This window comes from Sphingomonas sp. 3-13AW (genome assembly GCF_049311085.1).
Taxonomy (GTDB): Bacteria; Pseudomonadota; Alphaproteobacteria; order Sphingomonadales; family Sphingomonadaceae; genus Sphingomonas.
Map to the genome: position 1 here is coordinate 36,089 of NZ_JASNVZ010000020.1, position 17,287 is coordinate 53,375.

Sequence of the window (17,287 nt, forward strand, 5' to 3'; positions counted from 1 at the left end):
CCGGAGTCATACAGCAGCTGAGTTGTCCAACCACTCTGCTCGTTGGCTAACTTCGCAACAACGACTTAAGAAGCATCTGAGAGGCCAACCGGTGTAAGATCAGGCCATGACCGGCTGCTTCCAGTACCGCTCGACCAACTCGCGCGTGTGACGGATATTGCGGCGGCTGGAAGCGCCGAACACGATGCTCTCGATGTTGGGCTGTTCGCAGATCCATTGAATCGCCTCGTCCGGCTCCAGCGCCCCGGACGCGAACACCGACATGGCGATGGCGCGGAACTTGTGGTTCTTCAGCGTCTCCTCGTACGCCGCGATCCCGCCCGACATTCGAAAGCCGAGTTTGTTGATGTTGGAGCAGACGATCGGGTTTTCGATCCCCAGATCCTCCAGTACCGGCACCAACCGCGGCGTGTTCATGGTAATGAAGCCTGGCTCCGCGTTGTAGCGGGTGCGGATGTGGTTGGCGAAGATGCGGAACGCCTCGTTGAACCCCATGCCTAGCAGCAGGTCGGTGACCACGTTTTGCACGAAGATGACGGGGGTGTTCAGCCCCTGGAACATCTTCATCTCGGCATCGATCATCAGCGTGGCCATGCCCTCCACGTCCTTGCGCGCGAGCGACATGCCCCCGCGCACCGCGGCGTTGAGGAAGCCCTCATCGGGCATGAACTTCTTCATCGCGCCAAGCGGGCCTTCCTCCGTCACCGCGTCCGCGTATTTGTGCGCGTACGGCATGCCGGGGAAGAAGATGAAGTCGGAATAGCGCGCCGGGTTTGCGCGCATGTGATCCGCGACCAGGCCGATCCGGTCGTGGGTGGTGCACATGAAGGTGCGGATGCCCTCGTCATAGGCGGCATCGAGCACGTCGATGATGGCATCGATCTCCTGAAAGCGCATCGCCTGGGCGCGCGCTTTCTCCTCCGACATGTGGTTGATGCCAAAGAACTGATTGTCGCCGAACAGCAGTTTGTCCATGATTGATCCCCGATGCTCGTCCGGCTCAGCGTCCGAAGAAGGAAAAGCGCTTGCGCTGCGTCGCAGCGTGGAGCGCCAGTTGTCCGCCGTCCTCCCTAGGACCGGCGTCCGCGTCCGCGATCAGCATGCTGATGACCCGGTCGGTCTGCGCCGCCGAGGTGAAGTCGTTGGCCTGATCCGGCTTCTTCGCGGTGATGGCCGCAACAAAATTCTCCAGCTGCGCCGAATATTCTTCGCCGCGGATGTAGAACTCGACCTCGTCCGTTAGCTCGGTCGTGTAGCGGGCGTTCCAACCGGGCGAATAGCCTTCCGGCAGGGTGGCGCCCTCGCGCGCGAATAACTGCACCTCCTGCCGGTCGGCATAGATGCGGCCGTGCGTTCCCCAGATCGAGATCTTGGTCGACATCTTACGATACGACTCGTCCGACCAGTTGACCGACAGCTGCGCGGTCTTACCGTCGTCGAAGTAGAGCGTGCTGTACACCTCGTCGTCTGTGTCGCGCGAGAAGATGCGGCCTAGCACCGAACCGCCAACGGAGCTGGGCATCCCGAAATACCAGTTGAGCAGGTTGATCGGATGCGCCGCGTAATCGTACAAGCAGCCCCCGCCCTCGACCCGACGCGTGCGCCAGGTCGATCCCTTGGCCTTCAGCACCACGGGGCCATAGGCTTCGGCGAGTACGTGGCTGACCTTGCCGATCACGCCGCTGTCGAGCAGTCGCTTCACCTCGCGGAACGCGCCGGTGAACCGGTAGTGGTAGCCGACTTGGTTCACCAAGCCCTTCTCCGCCGCGAGGTCCGCCAGCATTTGCGAATCCGAGCCCGATAGGGTGAACGGCTTCTCGCAGAAGACGTGCAGCCCCTTGTTCATCGCGGCCGTGACCATAGGGACGTGGAAGCGCGACGGGGTGGCGATAATGACCGCGTCGAGATCGGCCTCTGCCAGCATCTTGTCGTAATCGGTATAGGTCTTAATTCCGGTGTACTTGGACAGGACGTCCAGGATGTACCCGGTGGAATCGCACACCGCCGTTACCTCGACGCCCTTGATTGGGCGCACGAGGCCGAGATGTGAGATGCCCATCTTGCCCAAGCCGACGACGGCTACCTTTATCACGACGTTACCTCCGGTACTTGACCAGCCACGGCCGGTTCGGGGGGACTCTTCACGAACCGCCGCAGCACGTCCTCGTACTGGCCGGCGATATGATCCCAAGTGAACTCTTCGAAGAATCGCGCGCGGGCCGCCGCCGCCATCGCCGCCGCGCGCGCTGGGTCGTCGACGATCAGGTCGATCCCGCGCGCGACGCCGTCGGCGTCGGTGAAATAGACGGCCGCGTCGCGCGCGACCCAGCGATTATACTCGTTGTCGTGGGCGACCACGGGATTGCCCGCCGCCAGCGCCTCCACCAGCGACGGGTTGGTGCCGCCCACCGTGTGGCCGTGGAGATAGCCGCAGCTGTGGAAGCGGATCGCCTGCACGCGCTCGGGCTCGTAGATCGCGCCGGGAAAGATCACTTCGTCCGACGCAGCGTCGCGCACGGCGCGGTGATAGGGATCGTCGTCCTGCAGCTTGCCCAGCAGCAGCAGCTTGCGCCCGCGCCGGCGAGTGGAGAAACCCTGCACGATGGCAAGGATGTTGTTCTCCGGGATCGGCCGCGCGATCAGGTTGAAGTACCCGCCCGGTTCCAGGCCGAGCGCCGTGACCGGCTCTGTCGGCGCGTCCTCGATCGGGTCGGCGCCATAGGTGATGGTGGTAATCTTGCGCGCGGGGGCCCGGGTTCGGAGATAGGTCTCGATCACCGGATGGTCGGCGATCAGCACGTCACCAAATTTCGCGGCGAACCGCTCGTTGACGTACAGAATCGACTGCTTGGCCAGTCCCCAGCGTTTGCGCGACCACTCAATCCCGTCCATGTTGATGATATTAGGGATCTTCTTGAGCCACTGCCGGTAGTTATAGATGCCGGTGTTGTAGCCGAAGGTGAGGCAGATGTCGTCGAACTCGCAGGCATGTTTGATCGATAGAAGATCAAACTTGGACGTCCCGCGCCAGCCGGGCAGGTCGATCGGGATGTTGACCCGTTCCATGCCCCGCCAGGTGTCAAAGGTTATCGGTCCGCTGCCGGGAAGCTGGCAATAAACGACCACGCGCCAGCCGCGACGGACAAGATAATGGCCAATATTTTCTGCCGCGGTCTCGAAGCCTCCATAGGCAGCGGGTACGCCGTGGGTACCCAGGATGCGGACGGTTAGTTGCAATTAGGGTACCTTGGCCGTGCTTTGTTGCGGCGCACCTCATATGAAGGGGCGTTTGCCGTGGCAAGCAACATTCACGGCGCCAGCATCGGCGCCCGTTGCCCTCGCGAGGAATAGACGAAGAAGCCAGGTTCAGTGAGGAGCAGACTATTGCGGTGCTGCGTGAGCATGCATCCCTCGTCTCCAGCCGGCGAGCCTATCAAGAGCATGATCTTGGAGGGGCAGGTCACTGCCCGATGGACTTCGTGCGGCAGGCGAAGGTAACTCAACCTCTTGTCCATTGGCCCGGAAGCAGATCAAGCCTGTGGCTTAGGCGGACTGCGTAATATCAGAAGCGCTATAACCAGCGTCATAAGTAACCAGCTAGGATAAATGCCGCCAAACGACTCAGAGTAGCTCTCGACTAGGTGGTTCACTGCCAAGGCGGTAAATAGAGATTGGTCGTTTAGACTGGAGCGGTTTACCAACGTAAAGCCGATCTCCCAAAAGAGCCAGAAGACGAACATGGCCACCGTAACCCAGCCAAGCTCCAGCGCGAGGTTGAGGTAGCCGCTCTGCACCCCCTGCGCGTCGCGACGGCCGACAGCCTTTTGTACCTCGATCGATGCCTGGCTGCCCCCTCCGGTTCCATATCCCGTGCCGAGCTTATGCGCGAAGGTAAGGTCGTAGACCGCGGCCCACATGATTGTGCGGTTTGACAGGGTCGTGTCGCGGCCGAGCGTATTCAACACCGTTTCCGGTGCGATGACTAGGATACTGGCTGAGGCGATCACGCCCACTACTCCCACACTACGCCAGATCGCGCGCAGTTCGCGGCTGCGGATCGGGAGAAACATTAGACCAGCCAGCATCGCCGTGGCCGCAGCGATCAGCGCCGTGCCGGAGCGGCTGTTCACCAGCACATAGCCGTCCACCGCCACGAATGTGGCGACGACCAGCCAAGGCAGGCCCAGTCGCTTGCGACCGTACAGGGTGAGGAGTGCGTGGACGCCAACAAACGGCCCGAACGTGTTCTTGTGCCCGAACAGCCCACGCCAAGCGCCTTCATGGTTGCCCCCCATGATCGCATGCGGATCACCGGTCGCCGCGAGCGCAGCTGATATGAGTACGACCGTGGAACCGAATAGCCACAACCAGCGCAGGGTCGCATCATAACCCAGCAGTTTGATGGCGACGAGTCCGTAGCCCAGTGTGCTGAGCAGAACGAGCAGGGTGAACACGGTGGTGCCAACATCAAATGTCCACAGTACCGAGATCGCGGCCATGCCGATTAAGAGGCACGGCAGCAGCCCCGCGCGCATGACGGGATTGCCGATGAACTGTACGAATGGCAGCAATGCCGCGAATAGCACCATCACCGAGTATTTGTCGTTCAGCATGCCAAAGGTCTGCTGCTGGGAAGTAAAGTTCGCCAGCTCGCTGTCCACCTCGCTCCACTGAACTTTGCTGAGGCTGAGGAGGAAGGTAAGGAACAACGGCACGAACAAAGTACGGAGTTTCAACAGCCTCACCTCATGCGAGCGGCACCGGGTCGCGGTCAGGCCAGTAGCGTAATCAGGGCAACAAGTCACCGGCACGCGCGGCACTACGCTTGGCATGTCGGCAATGATGGCTATACGCTGCCCACTCGCATGGCAGCGGTAGGGTAGACGGTGATGGCGCAGACCGAAGGGGTGACCGCGCCCGGACCGAGTGTTCCGCCCGAGGCGACCACGCGGCCCAAAAACGGATCGGGGCTGCAATCCGTGCGCTGGACGGCGGTGGGTAACCTGCTGCGCACCATGCTGGCAACGCTGCAACTGCTGATCATTGCGCGGTTGGTTACGGTGCCGGAATTCGGCTTGGCCGTGCTGGTCTCTTCCCTGCTGCTGGTGGCGCAGCAGATCTCGGACGCGGGGCTTAGCACCGCGCTGATCCGGTTCCGCGACGTGACGGACGCGGAGATGTCCTCTCTCTACTGGCTGAACGCGTTCACGGGCCTCGTGCTGGCGGCAGCGACGGTAGTCGCCGCGCCGGCGCTCGCGCGCGCCTTCGCCGCTCCCGATCTGGGTGGGATGCTGTGCCTAGTTGCGGTAGTGTTCGTAGCGCAGGGACTGTTCCTGCAACTGCGCGTCTTGGCCGAGCGGGACCTGCGGTTCGGAGACGTTGTGAAGGTGGAGACTAGCGCCACCGCGATCGGGTTCGTCGTCGCGGTGGCGCTCGCGTTCCGGGGCCACGGCGCCTATTCGGTCGTGTGGGGACAGGTCGCGAGCGCGTTGACGCAACTGGGGCTAAGCTGGACCATTCTGGCACGCGTGTGGAAGCCGCGGCTGCATTTCCGGGTGAGCGAGGTGGCACGGTTCGTGCCCTATGGCCTCGACATCCTGCTGGTGAACATCGTCACGGCGCTGACCGTGCAGATCGACATTCTAGTCGCCGGGCTGTACTTTCCCAAACAGGCGTTTGGCAGCTTCGCTCAGCCGCGCGATCTGAGCTTGAGGGTGATGACTGCGATCAACCCGGTGATCACCCGGGTCGGCCTTCCCGTAATCGCGCGGCACCAGAACGAACCCGCGCTAGCGGGCACGGTGTACCTGCGCATGGTGCGCATGTCGGCTACCGTGTGCTTTCCCGTGTATGGCGCGCTGGCGCTGCTGGGGCCGGACCTGCTGCCAGCGGTGCTGGGAGCAAAGTGGGCTGCGGCGGGCGCGCTGATGCCGTTCATTGCCGCGTGGTTTGTGGTCCGGTGCCTGGTGAACCCGCTCGGCAGCTACATGAACGCCATGGGGCGCAGCCGCCACGCTTTCTATTACCAGACCGCTTTTGCTGGCCTGGTTACCGTCGGCGCGTTTGCGGGCGCGCGGGTGGGTCCGATTACGTTGGCATTAACCATGGCCGGTGTGTACCTCGTGTTCGTGGAGGTCAGCTGGGCGGCCGTGCTTCGCCCAATTTCCGGAGTTGGTTTCCTCGACTATCACCGCCAGTTCTGCCTTCCGCTGGCAGCCACGCTGGTGGCGTGCGGGTGCGTTGTGGGCGTGCGCGCGACGTTAGGACCGGGATGGGGCGTCTTGGCGGTGGCGTTAGCGGCCGGCGGGCCAGCGTTCGTCGGTGCGAGCCTGTTGCTAAATCGGGCGGGGGTGACGGAGATACGGCGGCTGATCGGGCTGGTCCCGCGGACGGCCGGGTCTGAACGATGCTGAAGGTTTTCAGGCTGATGCTGTCCGTCCTGCTGCTGGCCGGGGCGGCGAGCGCTGCGCCGACGACGTCGCCCGAACTCGGCACCTTCTATTTCCCCGGCTGGCATCCTGACCCGTTCACCGGCAATCGCGACACTTGGGCGGTGATCCGTCCCTATCCCGAGCGTGAGCCGCGGCGGGGCTGGTACGACGATCGCGATCCTACCGTGCTCGCTGCACAAGCGGACGAAATGCGGGCAGCCGGGATCGGATTCGTCGTGTTTGACTGGTATTTCGAGCAGGGTGCGGTGCAGGCGAACGCGCCACTGGAAGCTTATTTGAAGCTGAAGAATGCAGGTCCAGCCGCTTCCATCCTGTGGTGCCGGCACGGCCGGTCGCCGTCCACCACGGCGGCGGAGTGGCGGCGGATCGTGGCCGCTTGGATCGCCTATGCCAAGAGTGAGCGCTTCTATCGTATCGATGGGCGGCCCGTGGTGATGGTGTTCGACACCGGCCGCATGGCGCGAGAAGCGCATGAAGCCGGCTCAACGCTCGCCAGTTGGGTCCGAGAAGCGCAGGCGGCGGCACGGATAGCGGGGATGCCACCGTTCCATTTCGTCGCTGGGGTGTGGAACGGCGACGATCCGACGATCGCCGAAGCGGCGCGGAGCGGCTTCTCTTCCATCACCAGCTACAATTTCAGCCGAGCGCCCGGCGACGCCCGGCCGGCGGAGGGCTACGCTGCACGCGACCAGATCTATCGTCGGATCTGGGCCAAAATGGCAGACAACGAGGCGCACCTGCCTGTGTTGCTGCCACTCACCGCCGGGTGGGATCGCCGGCCTTGGGGCGGGAGCGAGACACCAGAGGTTGATCGGTCTCAGCCCACCGATGCGGAGTTCCGCACCCATCTGGCCGCCGCCCACCGTCTGATGCAAGACAAGGGCATTCGACGCGCGATCCTGTGCTGCTGGAACGAATATGGCGAGGGATCCGTGATCGAGCCGACGCGAACCGGCGGCGACGCCCGGCTGCGCGCAATCCGCGAGGTGCTGAAGCGGGACCGGGATTAGTACAGAGGGTCGCGACCAAGTGGAGGCGGCTAGTGAGCAGGGGGACAAGGGGGTATTTTGCGAATCTGCTTTTTCTATGAGGGGCTGCGTCCCGGCGGCGTGGAACATATGATCGCCAACTTATCGCACGAGCTGCTGGCGAGGGGGCACCAGCTGACGCTGGTGTTGGCCGGATCGCCGACCGATCAGGACCACCATCCCGCGCCGGGCACGGTGGTAAAGTGGCTTCACCATCCCAAGAAGAGCGCGCGCGCCTCGATCGGACCGCTGCGCGCGGAGTTGCGGGAGGGGGATTACGACATTCTCTTGTCCGCTATGCCCGCCTTCAACAATGCCGCGGTTGCCGCGCGCATGCTATCCGGCACGCGCACCTGCAACGTGTTAACCGAGCGGACCTATCCCTACCCCGACTATGCCGCCGAGAGCCTGACGCAGAAGCTCTGGCACCAGACTGGTCGCTTTTTCTATCCGCGGGCGCACGCGATCGTCGCTGTTTCGGCAGGGCTGGCCGACGCGCTCGCCCGTTTCGCACACCTGCGGCGAGAGACCATCGACGTGATCTACAACCCCGCCTTCCAGCAGCATAGCTATACGGCGGAGGACATCGCGGCGCGTGCGCATCCCTGGACGGTGGACGACCGTGGGCCGGTGCTGGTCAGTGCGGGGCGGCTGTTTCCGCAGAAGGACTTCCCGACCTTTCTGCGCGCGATGGCCATCGTGCACCGGGAGCGGCCGGCTGTGCGCGCGGTAATCTTGGGCGACGGGCCGCTGCGTGCGGAGCTGATCGCGCTGCGCGATGAATTAGGCCTCTCCGCGATCGTAGACCTGCCGGGCTTTCTACCGGACATTAACCCCAGCTTGCAGGCGGCGGGTTTCTTCGTCCTCAGCTCCGCCTGGGAGGGCTTCGGCAACGTGCTGGTCGAGGCGCTGGGCGCGGGTTGCAGCATCGTCTCCACCGACTGCCCGGCGGGACCGGCCGAGATCATGGGTCGTGGACGCCATGGCCGATTGGTGCCTGTAGGCGATGCAGCGGCGATGGCGGCGGCGATTGGGGCTATGCTGGCCACCCCTGCTGACCCGGCAGTTCAGGAGGAGCGCGCCCGCAGCTTCTCCGTGTCCGTCGCGTGCGATCAGTACGAGGCGGTGTTCCGACGCGTCATGGCTGCGTGAGCGCAGGCGCCCGGCGCCGCCTCACCAGCCGCGTCACCAGCCGCAGCAGCGGGCGCTCAACTGCATGGTGAAAAGCCAGCCCGGCGGCGATCGCTCCGCCAGCAAGTAGGACATACGCAACCGGGGCGGGCGTGGCGCTCAGAGGCCCGGTACGCAACATTCTCGCCAAGAGCGACAGCACTGGAAAATGGACGAGGTACAGGCTGTACGATGCGTCCCCCAGCCGCGTCAGCGCGACGGGGGCGGCAATCAGACCACGGCTTTCCGCCGCCACGCCGCCCAGCACAAACAGGAAGCTCGCCGCCCCGAACAATAGGCTGGAGGTGTGGCTGTCGATCAGGCGCGTATAGTTGAGGAGGAGTCCCAATGTGACGAAAAGCGCGATGCCAGCTGCCATTATCGCGCGGGGTGCGGGCACCGGCCCCGCCATCAGCAGCCGCGCCGCCATGCCCATTCCAAACAACAGGTTGATTGGGTGCAGCGCGTAGTGTGGCGCAGCCGGCAGCGCCAGCGAGGCGAGGCATGCCAGCTGCCAGAGGGTCAGCAGCAGGACGCCGGCCCGCCGGTCCAGCACCGTCACCGCGAACAGAGCGTAGAAGGCGACTTCGTGGAACAGCGTCCAGGCGACCGCCAGCGTTGCGTGTGAGGTGGCGCCGACCAGCAGCGGGCTGTTCAGCATCACCGCCGGCGCACTGATCTCCGGCCTGCCCAGCGTCGGCACCGCCCCGTAGATTGCGATCAGCGGGAACAATACCACCCAATAAGGCAGGTAGATGCGGGTTGCGCGCTTGAACAGATACTCACCTAGCCTCTCGGGGCGGCCAAGGTCAGCCAGATGCGCGTGCAGGATGATGAACCCGCTCAGCACAAAGAAGAAGGCCACTCCCTCATGGCCGAAGCGAAACAGGCCGCCATCCACCTCGACGTTCCAGAACTTGGGGTCGCCGATGATCGAGCCGCCGAGATGGTAAAGGACTACCAGCAGCGCTGCCACGCCGCGGCCTGCCTGGAGTAGAGTCAGTTGCGGGCGACGATCGGGGTCAGCCACGTGCGACGCCGATACCCGCGACACGCTCAACCAGCGCAATCTGCCGGTCCAGGCCCGCCTCGCCGAACAGCGCGCGCGTCTCTGCACGTCCCGCGGGCGGGTGCGGGTCGGCCAATGCCGACACAATCGCAGCAGCAAAGGTGGGCGCGTCCGCGCACACGGCAAACTGCCCGTTTACCTCCGGGCCGAATCCCTGTGCGCCAATTGTGGTGGTCACGATCGGAGCGTCATAGCGCAGCATGTCAATCGACTTTACGTTTACCCCGCTGCCCGACAGGATCGGGTTCACTAGCACGCGTCCGTTCGCCAGGATCGCGTCTGCGCTAGGCGCATCGGGTACGAGCGTGACCTCCGGCGCGCGGGCGAAGATTTCTCGCGCCTCGGCCGATGGGTTGGCACCCGCGAAGCAGTAGGTTGTCCCCGGCCGCTCGTGCCGCAGGATTGGCAGCACCGCGTCGACGAACCAGGTGAGGCCGCCCAGGTTGTTGGGGAGTCGCAGGTTGCCGATATAGGCCACGTCGTAGCGCCGCTCGGCCGGGGGCAGGAGGGTGCCGTGCGGTGTGCCGGGGTAGACGGTGGGCGCCCAGGATATGCGCTCTACCCCTCGCGCTTGCCAGTAGCCTACGTCATCGGCCGAGATGTCGAACGTCCAGGCCGCGCGGCGGAGCAACTCCGTCTCGTACCGCTCCAGCCCCAGCCGGGCGAGCTGCCACTTCAGCTTGGTCCTGAAGCTCGTCACCGTCCGCGCTTGTCCCGCGAAATACTGGTGTTCGACATTGTGGCCGCGCACGATCAACGGCACCCCGCACGCCTGCGCCAGCTCCTCGCCCAGCACGCCGCCATAGATGCCGTCGAGGATTACTGCGTTGGGCCGGAATGCCCGTGCCTCTGCTACAAGCCGCCGGCGCGTGGCCGCGTCCGGCACGCGCGAGGCGACGTGGCTGGGATAGCGCGGCAGCCGCGCCAGTCGTCGGGCGAAGCTCAGTAGGTCGTGCCCAATCGGCAGTTCCTCGATCGCCTCGAACGCCTGGCTCAGGGCCGTGACATCGCCGGCCGCCGCCGCTGGGTCCTGCGGCGAACGCCAGCAGATCAGCCGCATCCGCCAGTCGCGCTCGGCAAAGCCCCGCCAGCGGTTGAACTGGTCGACCTTGTGCCCGTAATTGGGCGGGTAGGGTAGATCGAGCGTTAGGACGATAAGCCGGCCAGCCATCAACGCGCCTCCGCGCAGGCGTCCACCGCCGCCAGGAAATCAATGGCGGCGCGATCCCAAGAAAAGCGGGCGGCCTGGGCGGCGCGCGCCGCCTCATTGGGCCGGCGGATGGGTTGATCTTCGAAATGCCCGCGGATGCGGTTGGCAAGTTGGTCTACCGCGTCGGGCGCATCCGGATCGAAATACTCGACCAGATCGCCGCCCACCTCAGGCAGCGCAGTACGGTTCGAGGCGATCACGGGCAGGCCAAACAGGGTGGCGTCCAGCAGCGGCACGCCGAACCCCTCCGCTGAGCTCGGATAAGCGAACAGGCTGGCGCCTCGGTAAAGCGCGACCAGCGCGGTGTCATTAACGCCTTGGCGTACTTCCACGCCTGCACCCTCTATGCTGCCGCGCGGGAATTCCGGGTCCCATGCACCCACAATCACAAGCCGCACGCCCGGCACCGCCGCGCGGCGGAACGCCTCCGCCAACAACACCCCGTTCTTACGCGGCTCAATCCGTCCCACGGTGAGGATGTAGCGGTCGGGCGAGGAAATTGCCGGTGCATCATAGGTTTCGGGCGGGAATGACGGTCCGTTCAGCACCGTGCGCAGCTTATGCCGCACGGACGGGAATATCCGCGCGATCTCGTCGTGCGTGTAACGGCTCACCGCCACCACGGCCGCCGCGCGGCGGATCGACAGCGAGAAGAACAGGTGCGTGCGCACACGCACCTTGAGCGGGAACAGATGCGGGTGCGTAATCGGCAGCAGGTCGTGGATGAATACGATGTGCCGGCCGGTAAGGGGGGCCATGTACTGGAACACCCCCAGGTCGACCCGGTCGCGCCGGAACAGCGCAGGAAACACGCGCAGCAGCCGCCGGATCGAACTGGAATGGCTAAGCGCGGCATGTTCGTAAGTTTCGGTGCCGAGTAGCTCCCGTGCCTCCTCCGGGGCATCGCTGTAGACGATCGCCGTACGGTCCATTAGCTTGGGCGCAACGGCACGCAGCAGGCTCGATAGCGTGGTGCGGGTTCCCTGGAATCGCCCGGTGAGCACATGCCCGTCGATGCCGATCCGTATAGGCATGTAACCAACCCCCCGCGTATGACACCCCACGCGCCACGCAAGTCATGCCGCCCCGCCGCTTTGTACGAAAGCGGACGTACGCGGGCAAGCACGTCCGGCAGACAGTGTGGCACAACCCGTACCGTTGCTTGCCAGACGCGCGCTTGCTACCGGTCACGGAACAGGGGGAAGCAGGATGGCGGGTATTGGCGGCCGGGCTCGGTGGCGGCCTATGATGTGGTCGAGCAGAGGAGCACCGTGTCGGCTCTTCGTCGCAGCTCGCCCGTCAATGGCTGATGCTTCCGCCCCGGCGGGCGGCTACATCCCGGGCCTGGACGGTCTCCGCGCGCTGTCGGTGCTAGCGGTGGTCGCCGGTCATGCCGGTATACCACGGGCACCGGCTAGTCTGGGCGTGACCGTGTTCTTCTTCATCAGCGGTTTTCTGATCACCGGCCTGCTGCTGCGCGAGGCGGCCGCGCGTTGCGGAGGCTTCAGCATTACCAACTTCTATGTGCGCCGTTATTTGCGGCTAACGCCCGAACTCGTCCTCTACGTCGCCGTCGCCGCGATCGGATCAGCGCTGCTGTTCGAGCCGCACGGGCTGCTCGATCTGTCGGCGGCGCTGTTTTACTTCACGAACTATGTTGACATCTTCTCGCCCGCTGACCCGCAAAGTCCCTTCCGGCTTGGTCACCTTTGGTCGTTGGCGGTCGAGGAGCATTTCTATCTCACATGGCCGCTGCTACTGTCGCTGTGCATCGGACACGCACAGCGCGTCGTGGCGCTGTGCGGGACCCTTGTCCTCCTGCCGATTCTGATCCGGACGGTCGGGCTGGGGGCAGGCCTGCCGCTGAGTTACGCCCGTCTCGCCTCCGAAGCCCGGGTCGATTCTATCGCGTTCGGCTGCCTGCTCGCGACCGGGCTGCATTACCGCCGCGACCTTGTGCAGGCGTGGGCCAGGCGAGGACATTTGATCGGTTTGGTCGGCGCGCTGCTCGTCGCCCTGTTCACTTTCGGCGCTCTTATCGGCTTGCGCGGCGAGCCGCACGAAATTCTGGTATACACCGGTCAGGGCGTCGGGTTGCTGATGGTGTTCGCCTATCTTTACGCGTCTGCTAGCGGGGCTTGGCTGTTGAAGCTGTTGGAATGGCGGCCGCTGCGCTTCATAGGTCAGGTCTCCTACGGCTTCTACCTGTGGCACTTTCTGATATTGTACGCTCTCGCCATAGCGTTCGGTCGGGCTCGGCCTGAGGAGTTGCCGCTTGAACTGCAACTGCTGTGCACGGTGCTGGGCGCGATGCTCGGCACGCTCATGGGATGGATCTCACTGAAGGTTGCGCTGCCGCCGGTACGACGCCTGCGGCAGCGATTCGGAGCCCATCTGCTAGTTCAGCGTGACTGAGCAGGCGCCTTCAGTAACGTAGCTCGTTGCATTGCCTTTGGCCAAGGTATCGAGCACCTCCTTGCGGGTCGGGTCTGCCAAAGCATGGAACACAGCGCCCAATGTTGCAGATGGTACCCATCGCAGCGAGGATGTTGCTTTTCCGGATATATTCCCGAACGAGTTATTGCGAAATTGCCTGTTGGACATGGAAAAACGGGACATTCTACAAACGAGCGTTTGCGTAATGGTTGCCGGCTTTCGCTCGGGCTGATCTTTAGGCTAGTGTGCGTTTCGACCATCGGATGCCGCGCTCAGCCAGCTTGGCAGCAAGGTCGAACAGCCCCTTCATTGTGCACTTACCCAGGGATGCGGCACAATTGATACATTGATAAAAACGTTGAGCATTTGTGGATATTTTCAGATCGTCGCGTATCAAATCGCTATTTTTAATGAAAACCAATTAGCGAAGTGCTGACAATGCACGATATAAGGTAGCATAGTGGCAGTTAAGAAGCTTCGAAGCCTCGCGAACTGACTTTCCTGTTCTGACCAAATCACTTCCTAGCGCAATCTGATCAAGGGTAAGCTTCGGCGGACGTCCGAAACGTACGCCCCTTGCTTTTGCAGCTATTCGACCGCTGCTAGTGCGCTGATGGATGAGCTCACGCTCGAACTCCGCGATGCCAGCAAACACGGTCAGTACCATTCGGCCAGCAGGCGACGTTGTGTCGGCCCACGGCTCGGCAAGCGACCGAAGTCCGGCTCCTGCTTCCTTTAACTTTTCCGCTATATCGAGCAGGTTACGGGTCGATCGTGCAAGCCGGTCGAGGCGGGTCACTACGACAATGTCGTCGTCTCGTATCTGATCGAGCATCCGCGTGAGCTCGGGGCGGTCACGCTTCGCGCCCGACACCTTCTCCTCGAATGTGCGTCGGCAGCCGGCATCCTTCAGCGCGGCACGTTGCAGCCGCAGATCCTGATCGTCCGTGGAGACGCGCGCATAGCCAATAAGCATGTCGCAAATGTGCATCGAAACGGAGACAATATGCAACAGACTTTTGCGACACTCGGCCACGAGGTTGATCGGCGGTACAACAGGCTGTCGCAAAACTTAGCACATTCGCGACAACGCCATGGCAGCTTGCGCTGAAGATCCGCCATCCCGCGTAGCTGCTGACGCCTGTCACCGCCAAAGCCATTACGAACATTGCCGCTATGATGCGCTGACGCATGGTCGGCGGATGCGGTCGGCTATGCGCGGGTGTCTTCCAGCGTACAAAATCTCGACCTTCAGCGCGATGCGCTGAAGGCGGCCGGGTGCAGCATCATCCACGAGGACGAGGGGGTTTCCGGGGCCGCCCGTTCCCGCCCAGGCCTCGACCAGGCGCTTACCATGCGGTCACTGATCGTCGAGCGGACGCGCGCCGGCATGAGGGCGGCTCGCACGCGCGGACGTCACCTCGGCCGCCCGGTGAAGCTCACCGGAGCCAAGCTCCGCAAAGCCGAGGAGGAGATTGCCGCTGGTCGCGAAATTCTCGCCAGCATGGCCGGCCTGTTCGGTGTCGATCGTTCCACCCTATGGCGTGCAGTCAAGCGAGCACCATTGGTTTCTGCTTCATAAGTATGAAATGTGATGCCGAACTAGAGGAGGCTTCATATGTCAGCGATCGAACGCATGACTATCACCATGCCGGCTGAGATGGCCGCTACCCTGCGCCAGACCGTTGCGGGTGGCGAATATGCGTCAACCAGCGAGGTCGTTCGCGAGGCATTGCGCGAGTGGACGCGCGCTCGCGACATTGAGCGGCGCGATCTAGTATCCTTGCGCGAAGCCATCCAGGCGGGGTTGAACAGCGGCCCCGGCATTCCGGCCGAGGAAGTCTTCGCCGAGCTACGCGCGCGTTACGCCAACAAAGCCTGACGCCGTGACGTATCAACTTTTACCGGCCGCACGGCCGATCTGATCGAGATTGGCGATTTCATCGCGCTCGATAATCCCGCGCGTGCTCTGTCGTTCATTGCCGAGATCGAGGCGACCATGGCGACGATCGCTGAGCGGCCGAGCAGTTTCCCGGCCCGCAATGAGTTGGCGACCGGCCTGCGAAGTGCGCGGCACGGCCGATATCTGATCTTCTTCGTGGCCGGCAATGCAGGGGTTCAGATCGTTCGCGTCCTTCATGGTGCCCGCGATCTCTCACAGGCTTTCGCCACCCATTGAGGAGAGGATCATGGATCAGCTCTATTTCGAGATAGACCCCAATGAAGGCGGGTGGCTGCTCCGATTGTTCACGGGCAACGCGGTCCATGAAACTCGCCAATTCCCCGGCGGTGATGATGGTCATCGCCAAGTCAGCCTTGCCGGCATGCAATGGTGCGAAGAATGGGCTGGTGGAGACTGGGTACTGCTACGGGATTAATGGTCGCTTGCGCCCACTTGCTGCCGTTGGAGGAACCGATAGATTTCTGATGATGCGACGCGCTGCTGTCCTCGTTGCCATGATCCTTAGCGGCTGCGGTGGGCTTTTCGGACAGCCGTCTCGCGAGGAAGTCGCTTGGGCCAACTCACCTGATCGGCGCATCCACGCGATCCTCTTCGAAACAAACGGCGGCGCGACAACGTCGCTCGGCTATGTGGTCGAACTACACCCTGCCGATCACCAAGGCGAACGGCCGGTCTTCGCAGGAACCCTATACGGGGCGACGCGAAGTGAATGTGCCTACGGCGTCGACCTTCATTGGCTGAACGCTTCAACGCTCGCGCTTCGGTTCGACAGCGCCAAGAAGGCATCTGTGCTGCCCTCGGTCAACGTGGGCGGGCGGAGCATTCGGCTCGTCGTTCAAGCAGGAAAACGGAACGACGCTGCGTCTTGCGGTGGGATGGCCAAGGATCGTCCAAAGCGGACGGACAGCTAACCACCCACTTCGAGCCGTTCCGGCGCTGAATGAGCGCGACGAAAGCGGACCGGCCGCAATCGACCCCATTGCGGACAAGCTTTGGTGGCCGCTAGTTTCAGCGGATGAGAACTTACATCCTATCGGCGCTCGGATGCGTTTTCTGGCTGGTGCCGCTAATTCTCGCAACATCACTGTTCTGGCATTGTGGGTTCTACGAAGACGGCTTTGGCTTCAACTATGATAGCCTACCGCTCTTAGGAATTCCTGTTTCAATGACCGGTTTGACGTTGCTCCTCGCCCGCTTTGCGAGACATCGTCCTTTGCCCGGCATCGTCCCCGTCGGGGCATCATTGCTGGCATTCTGCGCGGCGTTCTTCTGGCTCGCGACTTGGGGTAAAGGCGTTTAGCCGAAGGGCGGCTTCCCACCCACTTCTCGCCATCACGTTGTTGCAGAAGGGCGACATCCGCGACGCTGGGAACTCAGCACATTCGCGACAACGCCGCGGCAGCTCGCACCGAGCGCGCGTTGCGCTCTATCGCCGGGTCGCCGGAAAGGAGGACGTTCCCGCTGAGGGCGCTGGTCCAGCTAGTTGCCGCCAACGCAGCGGTCATTGAAGGTCTGGATGAGTGCGGCGAGGTTGATCGATTCCAAGCGCGTGACCAGCAGCCGCTCTGCTTCCTGTAGCGCGTCGCCCAAGGCTTCGTTGACAACGCCGGCGACCTGGCAGCCGGGTTCGGGATGCTCGATTCCGATTGCAAAGAGGCGGGGGCCGCCAACAGCACGATGCACGTCCAGCAGTGTCACCGCATTTAGATCGGCCGCGATAGCCCAACCGCCGCCGTGCCCCTTTTCCGATCTGACGTAACCTGCATCCCGCAGGCCCGACATCGTGCGTCGGATCAGGACAGGATTGGTGCCGAGCATCCGGGCGATCGTCTCGGAGGTCATCGGACCATCGTGCCGCGCCATATGAATCAGCACGTGCAACATACGAGAGAGGCGACCGTCGTTCCGCATGACGCCACCTTCGTTGTTGGCTTCGACTTGGCAAGCCTCTGCCATCAC

At 63.2% G+C, this 17,287-nt stretch carries 18 protein-coding genes and 1 pseudogene; 10 read left to right on the forward strand and 9 right to left on the reverse strand.

The window, feature by feature from the left end; translation table 11 throughout:
* Window positions 1–99: 99 nt before the first annotated feature.
* The 4 genes from QP045_RS16745 to QP045_RS16760 form a co-directional block, all read right to left on the reverse strand.
* Window positions 100–975 (reverse strand): hypothetical protein, encoded by an 876-nt coding sequence (locus QP045_RS16745; protein ID WP_422516140.1) that lies wholly within the window; start codon window positions 973–975, stop codon window positions 100–102.
* Between the two features lie 25 nt (window positions 976–1,000).
* Window positions 1,001–2,092 carry a Gfo/Idh/MocA family protein gene (locus tag QP045_RS16750; protein ID WP_422516141.1) on the reverse strand — a complete coding sequence of 364 codons (1,092 nt, stop codon included), beginning with the start codon at window positions 2,090–2,092 and terminating at the stop codon, window positions 1,001–1,003.
* Window positions 2,089–3,237: a DUF1972 domain-containing protein gene (locus QP045_RS16755; RefSeq protein ID WP_422516142.1), complete on the reverse strand. Its 1,149-nt coding sequence runs from the start codon at window positions 3,235–3,237 to the stop codon at window positions 2,089–2,091. The genes QP045_RS16750 and QP045_RS16755 overlap by 4 nt, the downstream gene beginning before the upstream one ends.
* Before the next feature lie 293 nt (window positions 3,238–3,530).
* A complete protein-coding gene (locus QP045_RS16760) occupies window positions 3,531–4,736 on the reverse strand; it encodes an O-antigen ligase family protein (protein ID WP_422516143.1) in 1,206 nt (401 codons plus the stop codon).
* Window positions 4,737–4,889: 153 nt separating this feature from the next.
* Between QP045_RS16760 and QP045_RS16765 the strand changes: the two genes are divergently transcribed.
* Genes QP045_RS16765 through QP045_RS16775 form a run of 3 tightly spaced genes read left to right on the forward strand, consistent with a single transcriptional unit; the run spans window position 4,890 to window position 8,632 of the window.
* Window positions 4,890–6,413 carry an oligosaccharide flippase family protein gene (locus tag QP045_RS16765; RefSeq protein ID WP_422516144.1) on the forward strand — a complete coding sequence of 508 codons (1,524 nt, stop codon included), beginning with the start codon at window positions 4,890–4,892 and terminating at the stop codon, window positions 6,411–6,413.
* Window positions 6,407–7,462, forward strand: coding sequence for a glycoside hydrolase family 99-like domain-containing protein (locus tag QP045_RS16770; RefSeq protein ID WP_422516145.1), 1,056 nt, complete (start codon window positions 6,407–6,409; stop codon window positions 7,460–7,462). The genes QP045_RS16765 and QP045_RS16770 overlap by 7 nt, the downstream gene beginning before the upstream one ends.
* A 57-nt stretch (window positions 7,463–7,519) precedes the next feature.
* Window positions 7,520–8,632, forward strand: coding sequence for a glycosyltransferase (locus tag QP045_RS16775; RefSeq protein WP_422516146.1), 1,113 nt, complete (start codon window positions 7,520–7,522; stop codon window positions 8,630–8,632).
* Here QP045_RS16775 and QP045_RS16780 read toward each other — a convergent pair.
* From QP045_RS16780 to QP045_RS16790, 3 genes are read right to left on the reverse strand one after another with little or no spacing between them, the layout of a single operon-like run.
* On the reverse strand, window positions 8,619–9,680 hold the full coding sequence (locus QP045_RS16780) for an acyltransferase family protein (RefSeq protein ID WP_422516147.1): 1,062 nt from the start codon (window positions 9,678–9,680) through the stop codon (window positions 8,619–8,621). The genes QP045_RS16775 and QP045_RS16780 overlap by 14 nt on opposite strands.
* Complete coding sequence (locus QP045_RS16785; RefSeq protein WP_422516148.1) at window positions 9,673–10,890, reverse strand: glycosyltransferase; 1,218 nt, start codon at window positions 10,888–10,890, stop codon at window positions 9,673–9,675. Before QP045_RS16785 ends, QP045_RS16780 begins: the two co-directional genes overlap by 8 nt.
* On the reverse strand, window positions 10,890–11,861 hold the full coding sequence (locus QP045_RS16790; protein WP_422516149.1) for a glycosyltransferase family 4 protein: 972 nt from the start codon (window positions 11,859–11,861) through the stop codon (window positions 10,890–10,892). The genes QP045_RS16785 and QP045_RS16790 overlap by 1 nt, the downstream gene beginning before the upstream one ends.
* A 370-nt stretch (window positions 11,862–12,231) precedes the next feature.
* Between QP045_RS16790 and QP045_RS16795 the strand changes: the two genes are divergently transcribed.
* The gene (locus QP045_RS16795; protein ID WP_422516150.1) at window positions 12,232–13,344 is read left to right on the forward strand and encodes an acyltransferase family protein; all 1,113 of its coding nucleotides are present in this window, start codon (window positions 12,232–12,234) and stop codon (window positions 13,342–13,344) included.
* Between the two features lie 442 nt (window positions 13,345–13,786).
* On the opposite strand, the gene QP045_RS16800 is transcribed toward QP045_RS16795, so the two are convergent.
* Window positions 13,787–14,341: a recombinase family protein gene (locus tag QP045_RS16800; RefSeq protein ID WP_422516151.1), complete on the reverse strand. Its 555-nt coding sequence runs from the start codon at window positions 14,339–14,341 to the stop codon at window positions 13,787–13,789.
* 240 nt (window positions 14,342–14,581) lie between these two features.
* Between QP045_RS16800 and QP045_RS16805 the strand changes: the two are divergent.
* From QP045_RS16805 to QP045_RS16830, 6 genes and pseudogenes are all read left to right on the forward strand, one after another.
* A pseudogene (locus QP045_RS16805) lies at window positions 14,582–14,707 on the forward strand (recombinase family protein); the annotation flags it as partial.
* A 12-nt stretch (window positions 14,708–14,719) separates the two neighbouring features.
* Window positions 14,720–14,947, forward strand: a complete 228-nt coding sequence (locus QP045_RS16810) for a hypothetical protein (RefSeq protein ID WP_422516152.1) — start codon at window positions 14,720–14,722, stop codon at window positions 14,945–14,947.
* Window positions 14,948–14,983: 36 nt separating this feature from the next.
* Window positions 14,984–15,247 (forward strand): type II toxin-antitoxin system ParD family antitoxin, encoded by a 264-nt coding sequence (locus QP045_RS16815; RefSeq protein ID WP_422516153.1) that lies wholly within the window; start codon window positions 14,984–14,986, stop codon window positions 15,245–15,247.
* An 87-nt stretch (window positions 15,248–15,334) separates the two neighbouring features.
* Window positions 15,335–15,544: a type II toxin-antitoxin system RelE/ParE family toxin gene (locus QP045_RS16820; protein ID WP_422516174.1), complete on the forward strand. Its 210-nt coding sequence runs from the start codon at window positions 15,335–15,337 to the stop codon at window positions 15,542–15,544.
* A gap of 86 nt (window positions 15,545–15,630) precedes the next feature.
* Window positions 15,631–16,239, forward strand: coding sequence for a hypothetical protein (locus QP045_RS16825; RefSeq protein ID WP_422516154.1), 609 nt, complete (start codon window positions 15,631–15,633; stop codon window positions 16,237–16,239).
* Between the two features lie 104 nt (window positions 16,240–16,343).
* A complete protein-coding gene (locus QP045_RS16830) occupies window positions 16,344–16,628 on the forward strand; it encodes a hypothetical protein (protein ID WP_422516155.1) in 285 nt (94 codons plus the stop codon).
* Window positions 16,629–16,807: 179 nt separating this feature from the next.
* On the opposite strand, the gene QP045_RS16835 is transcribed toward QP045_RS16830, so the two are convergent.
* Window positions 16,808–17,239 carry an Rrf2 family transcriptional regulator gene (locus QP045_RS16835; protein WP_422516175.1) on the reverse strand — a complete coding sequence of 144 codons (432 nt, stop codon included), beginning with the start codon at window positions 17,237–17,239 and terminating at the stop codon, window positions 16,808–16,810.
* Window positions 17,240–17,287: the final 48 nt, after the last annotated feature.

Coding starts and splice junctions, on each gene's coding strand:
- QP045_RS16745 (WP_422516140.1), bottom strand. CDS start 975: ATGGACAAACTGCTGTTCGGCGACAATCAGTTCTTTGGCATCAACCAC.
- QP045_RS16765 (WP_422516144.1), top strand. CDS start 4,890: ATGGCGCAGACCGAAGGGGTGACCGCGCCCGGACCGAGTGTTCCGCCC.
- QP045_RS16770 (WP_422516145.1), top strand. CDS start 6,407: ATGCTGAAGGTTTTCAGGCTGATGCTGTCCGTCCTGCTGCTGGCCGGG.
- QP045_RS16785 (WP_422516148.1), bottom strand. CDS start 10,890: ATGGCTGGCCGGCTTATCGTCCTAACGCTCGATCTACCCTACCCGCCC.
- QP045_RS16790 (WP_422516149.1), bottom strand. CDS start 11,861: ATGGACCGTACGGCGATCGTCTACAGCGATGCCCCGGAGGAGGCACGG.
- QP045_RS16795 (WP_422516150.1), top strand. CDS start 12,232: ATGGCTGATGCTTCCGCCCCGGCGGGCGGCTACATCCCGGGCCTGGAC.
- QP045_RS16800 (WP_422516151.1), bottom strand. CDS start 14,341: ATGCTTATTGGCTATGCGCGCGTCTCCACGGACGATCAGGATCTGCGG.
- QP045_RS16810 (WP_422516152.1), top strand. CDS start 14,720: ATGCGGTCACTGATCGTCGAGCGGACGCGCGCCGGCATGAGGGCGGCT.
- QP045_RS16815 (WP_422516153.1), top strand. CDS start 14,984: ATGTCAGCGATCGAACGCATGACTATCACCATGCCGGCTGAGATGGCC.
- QP045_RS16825 (WP_422516154.1), top strand. CDS start 15,631: ATGAAACTCGCCAATTCCCCGGCGGTGATGATGGTCATCGCCAAGTCA.
- QP045_RS16830 (WP_422516155.1), top strand. CDS start 16,344: ATGAGAACTTACATCCTATCGGCGCTCGGATGCGTTTTCTGGCTGGTG.
- QP045_RS16835 (WP_422516175.1), bottom strand. CDS start 17,239: ATGCGGAACGACGGTCGCCTCTCTCGTATGTTGCACGTGCTGATTCAT.